This is a genomic window from Marinobacter alexandrii (genome assembly GCA_039984955.1).
Lineage (GTDB): Bacteria > Bacteroidota > Bacteroidia > Cytophagales > Cyclobacteriaceae > Ekhidna.
In genome coordinates, this window is the sequence record JBDWTN010000007.1 from 666,901 (window position 1) to 681,922 (window position 15,022).

Consider the following 15,022-nt stretch of genomic DNA (forward strand, 5'->3'; position numbering starts at 1 on the left):
ATCAGAATATAGGGCTTGAAATATTTCGAAGTGGGTTCGAAAGGTCCAAGTTGTAAGCTAGTGAAATCTCATAAGTTGGCAAGTTAGCCCCGAGTTGATCGTTGATATCGAAAGATTGTGTATTTAAATCAAAGCTGAAACCAATCTTCAGGTTATCTATTTCAAATCCTGCTAATACGATAACAGAATCTTCTAATCGGTACCATGAACCAATTTGTAGGTTAACGGCTGTGTTTGATCTAGGCGAACTAACCAATGTTGAAAAGTACAATCCTGCATTGATCTGCTGACTGCCTTGAGAATAAAGCACATATGCAGACGGGTGTATGTACCATCTGGGTGATAAGTTCAATTTAGATGAACCAAAGGCTTTAAACAATAAGCTTTTCTGTGCACCATCAAGACCATCTATCGAAACATTTGGTTTATTGAGGTTATCTACGCTTACACCTAGTATTAAACTTTTATCTCTTACATATCTATTTTCGTTATCGAAAGCGGTGTAGATAATGCCAAAATTGAACGTTGGATAAAAAACAGGATCTGAACCCAAAGATTCACCCACTTTAGTGTTATCATGGCCTATGTATTTACTAAACTGAGAACCCCACGTTAAACTGTTACCATCTATTCTATGTTCAACTAGTCCACCTTGCAACCCGAACACAATTTTTCTATTGATAAGTCGACTAAGTCGGATAGCATAGGATCCTGTTAGTAAGATTTTCTTTGAAGAATAGATTCCTTCAAACCCTCTCCTCTCATTAAAAAATGTGATACCAGCACCTCCTACCTGAAAGTCTTTGCTTGTGGTTTTTTTGAAAGGGTAGGTGAATGTCACTTGCATCAATTCGATAAATGAATCTGAGCTTGGCGAACCACCTCTTTTATAATTGGAATTGAATGATAAATTGGGAATAGTACCGGTAAAGGCAGGGTTAAGAACGCTTGAACTTGCAAAATACTGGGAAAACTGTCCTTCTTGCCCAAACAGGAAAACGACATTCAATAACAGCGATATGATGATTAAATACTTTTTCATTTCACAAGCAATACAGATCCTGTTCTTGTGTACTCTACTGATTCTGCAACTACACTCATAGCATACAAATAAACTCCTTCAGGGGCTTCTTGCCCTGAGGCTAAAGTGCCATTCCATCCAAACTGGGAAATATCAAGTTCATCGCCACTCTCAGTCAAACTATATACCTCCTGATTGAAAGAATCAAAAATTCTAACAGAAATGGAACTAACAACTGGAAGTGAAAAATATGCCTTAAAAACCCTATTCTCTTCTAATATAGCGTTTGGAGCAAAAGCCTTTGGAGCCCATAGTTCAGGTTCAACAATAATTGGAATCCAAGCAATACCCAACCTTCTTCCTTCATTGGTAATTAGAATATTATCCGAAGAAGTAATCACTGCTGACGAAAAATCAGCATTTGCGTCTCTCACTGTTCCATTCAATGAGTGATACAACGTATCTTCTTTTGAAAAAAGCACTATTGCTGGCTCATATTCACGAGCTTGGATAGGATCTCCATTGGAGAAATTCTGCAGATCAACACCAGAGAAATTTACAGAAACTTGTGCTGTAGTAGAATCTCCTGTTACTCGCAATATCCATTCTACCTCATCACTAATTCCTACGATATCTTCATCGGGGAGTAAGCTTTCCTGATTTGGAATACGACACTCGACACTGACAAGACTTCCGGATGCCAAACTGGATACTGTCATATAATTTGGCGATCCATTGACTCCCATTGGAAAAGTAATGGGTCCTCCTTGCGAGATACCTACTAATTTTCCTTCCACATAGCCTGCCCCTGCTTCCATCGTGCTTCCACTTACTAAAAGGTCATCTTCATCTTGCGCGTCTATCACTCCGTTTGTGGTCTCTAGCGCGCCCGATACGATTATTCGGTCTGTTAATAGAGACAATTTTCCTTGCTTGTCTACAACAAAATTGCCTACCCGCAAAGTATCCCCTGATACATTCTGATCTGCTCTCCCTGTAAATTTGATATTCCCAACATCTGTATTGAGAACAAAGTCTATATCAGTGTAGCTAACGATAGTGCCATTATTTGAAACAGTCCCATCAAGGCTTGTATTTCCACCAAAAAAGAATACCGTCTCATCACCAAGATAAAGTGAGGTTTGCTCACCAAAAGTGATGTTTTGTGCGGATAACACATATATCTGAAACAGTAATACTAGTTGCAATAGGTACTTCATAATCTCTGTTACCTTATTGTTCTACTTATTTCAGTCCATCTAGACCCAATGAAAACCAGATGTAACGTACTCCTCGCATTCGGAGCAATCATTGGTGAGGTTACTAAGTCGATCGAAGCACTCTCATTAAAAGTAGCATCACCGTCTGTAATCAATATGATTTCTTGACCATCAGCTCCTGCTGCTATGTTATTAATATTTGCACTTGCAGCTATCCGAATGATTCTTGAGGCAGGGATAAATCCATCGTTTGCTGGTCCGGAAGGTGGTGAAATAAAATTACTTACCACCCTCAATTGCCCGTTTACGTTGATAGTATTGGCACCTGAAGAGCCCAACGCTACATCCTCATCAAAATTTGCTCCATTTGCGACACTTAATGTGGTTCCCACCATCACACTACCATTGACATCTAGCTTAGCTCCAGGGGTAGCAGTCCCGATCCCTACTCTATTATTAGTATTATCAATAATCAAGTTTTGTGTTGAGCTACTACCTAGTGCAATATTTGCATCTTCGTAGTGTCTGAAGTCCACTCTTTGATCAGTGTCATTGTAATCGATTACAAATCCATTATTCGGTGAAGGAGGTCCACTAACTGAATTAGTCATTTGGAGAGATATTCCTCCTGTGCTATTGTCAAGATGTAGTTCACGATTCGGATTAGAAGTTCCTATGCCGACGGCTCCATCGGTAGTAATTGAAGGCCCGTTGCTATTCAATATCTCAATCGCTGGAGCGGAACTTCCGGAATTCATATCTATTCTCACGCCATTTCCATTGGTCCCTGTGTGATTGATATTTAAAACAGAACCTGTACCATTTGTAGAAGCAAAGATAGCGGAACCAGTACTCGTGGCGTTGTTAATTGTTGCGCTTAAAGCTCCTCCTACACCCGCTGTTGTGACTACTACAGTGTTAGAAGTGTTAGAAGCATTTGTGATTGCGAAAGAACCTGCTACTCCTGTGCCATCCGTATTACCTTGTATAGCAGCTCCATTACCTCCCCCTGTAATTGAAAATTCACCTGCGTCACCTGCACCAGTATGAACCACATGCATAGCTCTTGAAGTAACAGCTCCATTTGATTCGACAGCTAGAGCAGTAACCGCACTGGTTGCATTGCTTACTTGGAATCTTCCCGCTCCTCCTACTCCAGTTTGTTGTAGAAAGAATAAGTCTCCAGCATCTGCTGTTGGGCCAGGATTAAACGGAAGTGAAAAACCTCCGCCAGTAAGGCTCACCCATCCTCCGGGAGAACCATCGGTATTTCCTTCAAAATCAGACCCTGTCCATTGAATCATTCCTGCTTCTTCATCTCCTGGATCTGGTGAACCGATTTTGATTGCCTCACTTATATCTATGTTTCCATCGTTTCGCATTTCCATCCAACTACGAACATCGCCACCATCTGATATATCAACTACTGAGTTCGCGACACCATCCGGAACATTTAAAAACAAAATCTCTCCATCTTCAAAAAAGATAAAACTTGCAGAATCGGTATTAGTCCTTCTTAGTTGATTATCCGTGGCATTAGTATAATCAGGATAAACATTTGAAAGGATAGCATCTCCGAAAATATCTTCAGTGACATTCTCAAAATGGCTCAAACCAAGTTCGCCTCCAATTTGCAAAGCTGACCTTGGGTCATTCGTACCAATACCCACATTATACGTAGAATTTGGGGCTATACCATCTCCTAAAACGATGGTGCGATCCAGAGTTGCATTAGTGTTTGAACCAATGGCAACTGACCTGAGTCCAGTCGAAACAGTATTGAATCCAAGTGCTATTGAATTGGAACCTCCTACTTCTGCTTGGCGACCAATGGCTATTCCATTTCCGGTAAGTGGGCCACTTGCTGTAGCTCCAGATCCTATAATCGTATTTCCACTTCCAGTTGCTAAAGGTGCTGCTGCATTTGTTCCAAAAATAACATTATCTGTTCCTGTAGTCAATCCTGATGCCGCATTTATCCCATATATAGTGTTTTCAGTACCAGAAGATAAAGCTGCCCCTGCACCAGTACCTCCTACTATGGAAGTGGCATTGGGCTCTGAAACTAAACCTGGTGTCAAGTCACTTAGAAGTGCAATGGTTTCTGTATTTCCACCTAAATCTGGAAAAACAAGTATACCACTAGGACCTCCAGTTTGATCAGACACATCCAATAGAAGATTATTTGTCGCTTCATTGAATGTGATTCCGCCTGTTACATTTATATTATCTGCAGCTGCATCCCCCAGGTTGATAACTGGACTATTTAAGTTTGTCTCGATGGCTGCATTGGAAGTAAATCGGCCCGCCCCATCAACAATTAGATCATTACCACCAGCACCAGTTGTAATATTCGCAGGAGTTGAGAGTGTTCCTCCAAGATCAATGAAATTAGTATTGATCGTTATACCATTTCCTGAAGTCAAACTTGTTGAAGGAACGGCATCCCACACCCCGGCATTGAAAGTCAAAACATTTCCATCTGAAGGAGCTGTTGGTGTATTCAGATTATTTGGATCAAGGTCTGTTAAAGCACTACCGTCTAAGGCTGGTAATGTATTTACTGCAAACAATGTCACTACATTTCCAGCTGCTGTTCCAACATCCGCTGTGGTTAAATCATCCGTACCATCTAAATCTAGGTTTGGTGCTCCATTAACTACGGTCGTCGCGGCACTCACTTGAGCTGCAGTAGACCCTCCTACATTGTTTACTACCGTAGCGCCTTGTGTGCCAGTCACATCTCCTACGAGAGTCCCTGAAAAATTGGTGGTTGTTATATTCGTTAAGTTACTTCCATCTAATGCTGGAAGTAGACCTCCTGTTTGAACTTGGACAACATTTAAGTCTGCTACACCCACATCTAGTGTCGCTGAAGTGCCTAAACCAGTAACTTTCACAGAAGATACGTCCCCGATATCTATATCGGTAATACTTCCGTCTAATATTTCCGTAGAACCAACTGCATCGTTGGCCAATTCTGTATCTGTTATTGAATTGGCAGGTATTGTAGCAGTTACTCCCGTAAGGGCACTTCCATCTAACGCAGGCAAAGTATTCGTCCCGGATAATGTAACCACATTCCCAGGCGCAGTACCAATATCTGCTGTTGTCAGGTCATCCGTTGCATCTAAATCAAGGTTAGGCGCTCCATTTACCACGGTCGTTGCTGTATTCACTTGAACTGCAGTAGAACCTCCTACATTGTTTACTACCGTAGCACCTTGTGTGCCGGTCACATCTCCTACTAAAGCTCCCGAAAAATTGGTTGTGGTTACATTCGTTAAGTTGCTTCCATCCAATGCTGGAAGAAGACCTCCAGTCTGCACTTGCACAACATTGCCGTCCGCTACTCCCACGTTTTGTGTCGCTGAGGTGCCTAAGCCAGTCACTTTGCCAGCAGCTACATCTCCGATATCTATGTCAGTTATACTACCGTCTAATATTTCCGTAGAGCCTACTGCGTCATTAGCTAGTTCAGTCCCAGTTATTGAATTTACAGGTATTGTAGCGGTTACATTCGTTAAGTTGCTACCGTCTAGTGGAGGAAGAAAACCTCCGGACTGTACTTGTACAACATCCAAGTCCGCTGTTCCTACATTTAGCGTAGCAGATGTACCCAATCCCGTCACTTTGCCAGCAGATACGTCCCCAATATCTATATCTGTAATACTTCCGTCTAATATTTCTGTGGAGCCTACAGCATCATTGGCTAGTTCTGTACCTGTTATTGAATTGGCGGGGATAGTTGCAGTCACTCCAGTAAGGGCGCTTCCATCTAACGCGGGCAAAGTATTCGTTCCGGATAGTGTAACCACATTTCCAGGTGCAGTACCAATATCTGCTGTCGTCAGGTCATCCGTTTCATCTAAATCAAGGTTAGGGGCTCCTGTAATTTTACCAACTGCTACATCTGCGATATCAGCATTCAAAATTGTCCCATCTAAGATATTGCTCCCCTGAACTGCATCTGCCCCTAAATCTGCATTGCTAATAGTACCGTCTGTAATTTCAAGTGACGAAACAACCCCTGGGTTAATTTGAAATCCATTAGAATAATCCCCAGAGATATCACCAACAGCTGGCAATGTAGTTAGTGTAAGATCATCTGTATCATCTAAATCCAGGTTTGGTGGTAGATTGATTACATCAGCAAAGTCCACATTTCCTAGAAAAGCACCTCCATCACCTCCTGTTAAGAGAATATTCCCACCGTCCGTAGAAACAGGATCTTGTGAGGGGCGAGTATCAACATAATTCTTGGTTGCTACGTCTTGTGGATTAACTGGATCTGCTACATTCTCAATCCCCACTCCTCCAGCATCGTTATTTTGACCTAGTACATTCGCCAAGTCTTGATTATCCGTATTTGTTGTTGCTACCCAGCCCGGATTTACCCAGAAAAAGAATGCGTTTATATCACTGTCAAACACCATCAGGCCATTGTCAGTAGCAGTCAGTGACATACTAGTTCGTTGAGTAGTTGTTAGGCTAGGAATCAATAATCCTTGATTCCCATTTGGTGCTACAAGATGCAAAACTGCATTGGGATTAGGTGTTTCCGTGTTGATACCTGCTGTAAACTCCTGACCTATTACAGGAGCTGCACTACACATGAATATCGAAATTGATAGAATCTGAAAGAGCTTCTTTGTAGATTTCATAGCTAAGGTTTTGACTAGTAGAATAGTCAAAATTAAAGAAATCAAATGGCTGAAAATCAGCTTCTAACGTCTATTCGATATAGGATTGAATTTGTTAGACAGGAGATTAATATGGGGGAATGAACAGGTCTCATTTTGAAACGAATACCGTGTATTACGAAGATGAAATAGCAAATTCACGGTATTGAAAATTGGTTAATCTGATCATGAACGGGTCTGCAAATTAAATCACAGTAACCGATGTTTCATTGAAGTAGTAGCCGAACAATAATTAAATAGTAAAATCCAATTAGGTGTCTCACTATTGAGACGCTTTTTTGTATTTCTTCAAAATCCCTTCCATGCATCGCTCTCCATCCATTGCAGCTGACACAATACCTCCTGCATAACCTGCTCCTTCTGCACATGGAAATAGACGTTTGATCTCAGTATGCTCACACGTATCTCTTTCTCTCGGTATCCTGACAGGTGATGAAGTACGGCTTTCAACACCGACAATTTGGGCATCATTTGTTAAGTATCCCCTCATTTTTTGACCAAAGAATTGAAACCCTTGTCTCAAGCGCTTACCAATAAAGTGAGGTAATACCTCCATCATATCTTGAGATTCAAGACCTGGCTGATAGGAAGTTTTCAATAGTTGGTTAGATACTTTACCATCTACAAAGTCTTGCATTCGCTGTGCAGGAGCCTTCTGAGTTTGGCCTCCAAGCCTCCATGCATTTTTTTCAACTGAAGCTTGAAATTCCATCGCGGCTAGCTCTTCATATTTAGCGTATTCAGGAATATCATCAAGTTCAATTGCAACCACCATCCCCGAATTAGCAAATTGACTATCCCTTCTAGATGGGCTCATGCCATTCACAACTAATTCTCCAGGAGAAGTAGCAGCTGGCACAATAAATCCTCCCGGGCACATACAAAATGAGAATACTCCCCTCTCAATACCTTTAATCTTTGTTTGAGATACCAAGGAATATGCGGATGAAGGAAGATACTCTCCACGATCGTCGCATTTATATTGAATCTGATCTATAAGTTGTTGTGAGTGTTCAATTCTAACTCCAAGCGCAAAAGGTTTAGCTTCGATTTTCACTTTTCGATCTTTGCAAATACGGAAGACATCTCTCGCCGAATGTCCTGTAGCAAGTAAAACAGCTACTCCCTTGAATTCTTCTTGGCTAGTCTTGACTCCCAGCATTTCTCCATTTTCAATGACAAAGTCAGTCACTTTGGTATCGAAGTGTATTTCCCCTCCAGCTGCTTCAATGGTTTCTCTTAGGGCTGTCACCAATTTGGGAAGCTTATTAGTTCCAATATGTGGGTGTGCTTCAAACAAAATTTCAGGAGTGGCTCCATGAGCAACCAGAATTTCAAATACACGTCGGATACTTCCACGTTTCTTTGATCTGGTGTACAGCTTCCCATCAGAATAAGTGCCTGCTCCTCCTTCTCCGAAACAGTAATTGCTTTCGGGGTTTACTACATGATCTTTATTAATAGCTGCCAAATCCCTTCGACGAGCCCTCACATCTTTTCCACGCTCTAGAATAATAGGCTTCAAACCTCCTTCTATTGCTTTGATTGCAGCAAAAAGCCCTGCGGGACCTGCTCCCACTATGATTACAGGGTCAGCACTTCTTACATCCCTTGCTTCCTTAGAATATTCCACATAATCCACTTCAGGTGGAGTGTCTTTAATCTCCACCCTCAGGTTTACTCTGATTGTCTTCTGTCTTGCATCCACAGACCTTCTTAAAAGATCTACATATTGACCTTTTCTTAAGTGGCCAATTGAGGATAGGTGTGTTTCTAGCGCTTTAGGATTAAATCCTATTTCAGGCGATGTTACAAGATCAATAATGGGCATGTTACAAAAGTAGTATTAGACAAGTTCAGACAAACAATACAGTTATATTTATGCTATGAATATCCAAAATTATCTATCCAAAATTGATCAATATTTTTCTCCAAAAGTGATTGGTGAGGTAAATGACGTATTTGTGAAAGTGGCCAAAATAAAAGGAGAAGACATTCCATGGCACAATCATGCTAAAGAAGATGAGGCGTTCTTCATTCTCAATGGAGAATTACTTTTTGAGGAAGAAGGAAAAGAACCTTTCACCATGAAGAAGGGTGATTTTTATGTAGTGAAAAAAGCTGTAAACCATCGTGTATCAGCCAATGAGGAATGTCAAATCATGTTGATAGAGAATAAAAGCACGGCTCATACAGGAGAGGTAGAATCGGCTGTTACTAAGAGTATTGAAGAGCAATTGAAGTCGACCTAGCGGATATATATATGATCAACATCAACTAATGTATTTACACTTAAGTACCATGTTTTCTTATTCCTTATCTAATGAATTATTTTTCTAAACTAAAAAAGGCTGTCCTCCATATTGAAGACAGCCTTTTTAACATTTAAATGTTCATAGCTAATCCTTGAAAATTTTAACTTTCTTTAGAAACCCATCTTGGCTCACTTCTAACAAGTAAAGTCCTTTTTTAAGGGCACTAATATCTAGTGTTGCTTTGGCTGTTTCTACATCCATTTCATGAAGAATTTTACCATTTAAATCAAGCAATTTCAACTGCCCTCCGTTTTTATCTTCAAAAAGAACGACCAGTTGGTTTTCTACTGGATTCGGATAAAAGCTAAATCCATCTAATTCATTTTGAGTTGCTAAGATGTCTTCAGCTACATGACCTATTCGAGCAGACGTAATATCTATCTCACCTCCAGCCCATAAAATAGCTTGCTCCATCATGGTTATAAAATCGCTATTACTTGAGTAGTCTCCTCCATTATGACCTAACGCTGTGTAGAATGATCGACCTCCATCGTATTCTTTGTACCAGGTAATTGGACGTGCTACATCATACGTCTGACTACCTGTAGATCTCACTCGCAATAGATCAATATTACCGCTAAACAAGAATCCTCCATTCAGTTCCCAGTAGTAGTATTCTTCCGATTTGTTCCACTCTACACCTAAGTGGCTGACAGCCGGATGGCTACCTATCACATCCATGGTCGCATTGAAGTTATTGCTGGTATGATTTGGCCCGGTTTGCACAATAGCTCCTACCAACTCATTGTACCAAGGCCAGCTACCATTTCGGTAGGTATCTGTAGCTGCATGAACGCCTACAAAACCTCCTCCGCTTTGAATATAATTTTCGAAGGCATCTTGTTCGGTAGCAGTAAGCAAACCATTACCAGAAGTATTCATCCATATCACCACATCAACTGTACTAAGATTGGCATCATTGAATATATCACTTGATTGAGAAGCTTCAACTGTCCAGCCATTCGTGGTACCAAAATCCTGTACCATCTGAATTCCGGCATTGATCGAACCGTGTCTAAATCCTGCTGTTTCGTGATATACTAATACTCGCAATGGTGCTTCATCTTGAACAGTAACTAGTGCTACCCAATCGCTAGAAGGATCAGACGGAGGTAAGCCGATGGAGACAGATCCCCCACCTGAAATGGATGTAAGAGAACCATCTTGCAACGCACCTCCATTCCTAGGATCATACCATTTCACTTCATATGAACCCGTTTGACTACTCAGATTCAGTGTAGCACTTCCTCCTGATGGAAGATATATGGCATAGATTTCACCTTCTTTAGCAAATACGTAATCACCATTATCAGTAGTCAATTCATCATTGCTAATCATCTCTATAACTGAAGACTGTAAGTAAGTATTGAAGAAATCCAGAGCAATTTTCGCATCTTCCCACTTACTCTGCCGAGTTCTATGATCTTGACAATCCAAATCATCACAGCCGGTTTGATAGCCATAGTAGTATTCTACACCTGCGCCTCCAGCTAACATTGTGCCCCACAAAACCTGATTACGAACTGCTACTCGGTTATCTGAATTATTTCTAGGTTCTGGTAGTTGGCTATCTGGATAGGATGCATCAACGGTTACACCGCTTTGAGCTCCACCTTGTTCGTCATTAGCTACCACCCATTTTTTTCCGGCGTTCCGTGAGTCAAGAACCCAACGTTTCACATCATTATGAACATTTCCTATTCCGGTTTGCACAGAAGCTCCAGTCAAAACGGATTGAGGTCCTACCAATTCATCATAAACTTCATCCTGCTGACCTGGGTAGGTGTGGATAACGATATTATGATCATATGGATCAAGCTCCTGAATGTATTGAGCATAGCTTTTTACTATATCATTGTTTGGATCACTAAGCTCCTGCCAGATATCATTTTCTTCTCCCAGGTTCCAATTCAATGCAAGGTGATGTCCAAATCGTGAAATCAGCTCGCGATAGTAAAGTTTGCGTTCGCGACCTAATTGACCTCCATCCATTTTTTGGTCATTTTCAGTCTCTTGGGTTTTGAAATGCATATACATGCCCTTCTTATCTGCATACTCCAAGATTCTTTCCCATTGAGCCAGTTTTGAAACATCAAATCGATCATGATACACATCATCATAGCTTAGCGCATCATTTACGAGTTGCAAGTGAGGGTACACATTGTCATCATCTCCATCCAGGCTGAAAGTAAGAAATGAGAACACATTCATTCCTTCATTAGCGAGATAATTCACAACTCCCAATAATTCGCGTCCGTCTGCTCTGGCACTATCTCCCTGAATAGCTCCCCATGTATAATCGCCAGCATCGTTTAAATCGAAATCTGCAGCATGCAAAGACCAACTTTTTCTTCTACCTGATTTATTTGGAGTTGCATCAAAATCCTCATAAGCGAACGTATTTTCAGGTGCATCTGCCCCTACTTTGAAGAAGTATTCGCCTGTTTCAGCAAACTGCATATAATGCTCTCCTACATACTCAAGCCTTCCAGTACTTCTAAAATCTCTTCCTGTCTTATCAGAAGGAGCTATATCAAATGTGCCTGTCTGACCATCGAAAGATGTTGGTATTCCTTGTGTGGGACTTGTAGAAATAGCTATATCAGTCCCTTCTCTAAAAGAGGTCGTATATGTCCATGTACCTGTTTCATCAGGCGAGAAATGTGCTTGCCATATGTTCCCAGAGGATGCTGAAGAATTGGCTGCATCACCATCTGCTGCATAAAATCCTGGAACTGTATAAGACTTGCTTCCATTTGCAAAAGTGACATTTAGTCTATAGTCTGCAAACGGGTTCTTTACCGATGCTTCGTTTAATTCTGGTCCTTCGAAAGATAAGGTTACTTTATGCCACTTTTTCAATTCTCCTGAAACCAACGGATCACTACTAATCACTTCCGGTTCTATACCGATTGAAATCGTTTCGCTTTTAGGACAGCATACACCATCTTCTCCTCCATTAGCCACAATCAGTTGATCTCCAAATACCTTGGCTGATGGTGCCAACAAGTTAGTTGGCAATTCACAACGTTCTGTCCATGTATCAGTAGCTGGATCATACTCCGAAACATCATCAAAGAAAAAATTACCATTTCTTCCACCTACAATGATGATTTTATCATTGTGAACAATCGTTCCAGGCTCAAAATGTGAACGTGGAGTAGGTAAATCTGTTAGTTGCGTCCACGTATTTGTGGTTGGGTTGTATGTATGCAAAAAAGACTGGTCTTGTGTGCCCCCGTCATGACCAAACTGGCCTCCGACTGCATATATTTTCCCATTAACTGCCGCTCCACTTAAATGATTTCTAGGCTCGGGCATATCGGCAGCAACCTGCCACCCGGTGGCTTGATCATTAACATTCAGGATGTAATGCTCACCAACATCTGTCATACGATCTGGAAGTAATCCTCCGAAAAAATGAATCTTTCCATCGCTGAAGGCTGCTGCTCCTGACCCACGTGGATTGGGGAGAGACGGCCCAGCTGACCATGTATCTGTGACTGTATTGTATATCTGGACTTGATCCGTAGCTACGCCAGGATGATTTCCTACAAAACCTGCTAATATCCAAATCTCATCTCCTACTGCTACTGCTCCCATGTGTGTCACAGCGGTAGGCATAGGTGCTCCTAGTGACCAAGCGTCAGTCATAGGATCATAGATTTCCGTAGCTGCAGTGATTTGCAAACCTGATAGAAAACCAGCTAATACATATAGTTTATCATTGACTTTCACACTTTGTGCTTCCACCTTGCTAAGCGAAGAATTGGCCAATGTATTCCAGACACAAGTATCTGGCTCTATAATCAAACTTCCTTCGCCGTAAACTTCAATGGCAGATACTTTAGGTTGATTTACTGTGGCACTAAATGTCAAGTTCAACTCTTCATCTGTCACTATTGTAGAATATGTCTCAATGAGGGCGGTCATTGGACTTACTTCTGCATTGATATCAAAATCTATCAGGACAGGCTGTCCTTCTACAGTGACATCAAACACTCTCTTACCTACTCCTCCTGCTCCTCCTCCGGTTGCTCCGAAATAGATTTCAGCAAAGTGTAAATTGATGCTGTACTCTCCATTTGTCACTGGAATATCATAGCTGAATGACTGAAGGTTTGCATTGGTACTTCGCTCCGTTTTGTATATATCATCCTGACTTGTTCCTAAAATATTGGTGATACTGTTGTTGACATAAGATTTTCCGTTTCCTGCAAAAAAATCATCAGTGATAAACGTAGAATCTCCATAACTTATAGACGGTCCTCCAGCATTGATTCGAATGATTGCGGGCAGTGGAGCAGGAATAGTATCAGAAATAGTGATCGCACATTGATCAAAAACACTTCCATCACTGAAACTGGTAGCTGTCACAGTGATTTCGCCTGGCTCACTAGCAATGAACTCTCCAGAAAGGAAATCTACACTTAATCCATCACTTGCAGTAAAGGCTATGGTTTGATTTGTTGTATTGCCTGGGGTAATTAAAACATCTAGATCAATTGTATCTCCTACATTTATTGGTTCTGTTGGACAATTGATGAAACTAAGATCTTCAATAACTACATCTGATGGATTGAAAGAGAATTCATCTACATCAAATAAAAACCCACTACCTCCTTTAAATACTAGAAACAAAGTCTTAGTTCCTAGAAATAAGGTTCCATCTTCATAAGATGAAGCATTGGGAACAGTAATAGGAAAATTCTGATAATCTGTCCATCCTCCTGTATTAGTAATTGTAGCGCTTGCTAGTAAAGGGCCATCTACACTATCCGTCCTAAACTCAACAGTACCTCCCACTCTGTCACTGGATCCTCGTAACGAACCGAAAGAAGGTCCTCGACCAAATGCTACATTTTCAAAACTGATGTAATCATTGTTATTAATATAGCCTACAACAGTTCCTCCCGCTGCTAATTGAATTCCGTTCTGATCATCAAAATCGATCGCTTGTACTGTGTCATAAGGATCAATCGGAGTAATTGGCTCAGCAATATTGATCACACATTGATCAAATACTCCACCATCACTAAAGCTGGTGGCTGTCACAGTAATTTGACCTGATACACTTGCAATAAACTTGCCGCTTAAAAAACCCACACTTGTTCCATCACTTGCCGTAAAAGCAATATTTTTATTGGTTGCATTGGCAGGCAATATTTCCACATCCAGATCGATTGTATCTCCAACCATTAAATCAATCATAGGACAATTGATGAAATTAACACCTGTAACAAGGACCTCTACTGGCTCATCCACGAAAGTGATTGTAATAGAAGACGAGTCTAGTACTGCCCCATTGCCTCCAGAGGAAGCATAGGCTACTGCTAGCAATTGAGTAGTGCCAAGTGGCGGTGTATAGATTTTAAAATCACCTCCTGTGTCTCCAGCTAACGCATAAGGAGTCACATTTTCAGTACTAAATAAATTTCCGTTCAGAAAAAACGACACACTTCCAATCGTTCCAGTCGTATTAGCTACGACGTTGAGATTTGAAGTAGGCAATTCCTGAAAATTGATCTCATCTCCATCATTTAACAAAAAAAGAGAAGTATCTGATTCTGCATCGACAAGCGTAAAGCTTGTTACTGACTGTGCCAGTGTTTCATTGACCATCAAAAAGGTCATTAGTACCATGGCATAGACCATAATACTTTTAGTGAGTGTATTTCTGTTTTCCATAACTATAAATATTTAAGGAAAAATTAGTACTTTTTCACTATAAAATCTTTTTTTCCATGTGACTTAATTGTGAAG

The 15,022-nt window shown here is 40.9% G+C and carries 6 protein-coding genes; 1 reads left to right on the forward strand and 5 read right to left on the reverse strand.

The genetic code is table 11. The annotated features are described in order from the left end of the window. Position 1 precedes the first annotated feature (1 nt). From ABJQ32_09285 to ABJQ32_09300, 4 genes are all read right to left on the reverse strand, one after another. Positions 2 to 1,042 carry a PorP/SprF family type IX secretion system membrane protein gene (locus ABJQ32_09285; GenBank protein ID MEP5289831.1) on the reverse strand — a complete coding sequence of 347 codons (1,041 nt, stop codon included), beginning with the start codon at positions 1,040 to 1,042 and terminating at the stop codon, positions 2 to 4. Then, complete coding sequence (locus ABJQ32_09290; GenBank protein MEP5289832.1) at positions 1,039 to 2,241, reverse strand: hypothetical protein; 1,203 nt, start codon at positions 2,239 to 2,241, stop codon at positions 1,039 to 1,041. The genes ABJQ32_09285 and ABJQ32_09290 overlap by 4 nt, the downstream gene beginning before the upstream one ends. Positions 2,242 to 2,249: 8 nt before the next feature. Continuing rightward, positions 2,250 to 6,905 (reverse strand): hypothetical protein, encoded by a 4,656-nt coding sequence (locus tag ABJQ32_09295; GenBank protein MEP5289833.1) that lies wholly within the window; start codon positions 6,903 to 6,905, stop codon positions 2,250 to 2,252. Positions 6,906 to 7,206: 301 nt separating this feature from the next. Further along, positions 7,207 to 8,775, reverse strand: a complete 1,569-nt coding sequence (locus ABJQ32_09300; GenBank protein MEP5289834.1) for an FAD-dependent oxidoreductase — start codon at positions 8,773 to 8,775, stop codon at positions 7,207 to 7,209. Positions 8,776 to 8,830: 55 nt separating this feature from the next. Here ABJQ32_09300 and ABJQ32_09305 point away from each other — a divergent pair, with 55 nt between their 5' ends. Next, a complete protein-coding gene (locus ABJQ32_09305) occupies positions 8,831 to 9,196 on the forward strand; it encodes a cupin domain-containing protein (protein ID MEP5289835.1) in 366 nt (121 codons plus the stop codon). Positions 9,197 to 9,343: 147 nt separating this feature from the next. On the opposite strand, the gene ABJQ32_09310 is transcribed toward ABJQ32_09305, so the two are convergent. Continuing rightward, positions 9,344 to 14,947, reverse strand: coding sequence for a ThuA domain-containing protein (locus ABJQ32_09310; protein ID MEP5289836.1), 5,604 nt, complete (start codon positions 14,945 to 14,947; stop codon positions 9,344 to 9,346). Positions 14,948 to 15,022: the final 75 nt, after the last annotated feature.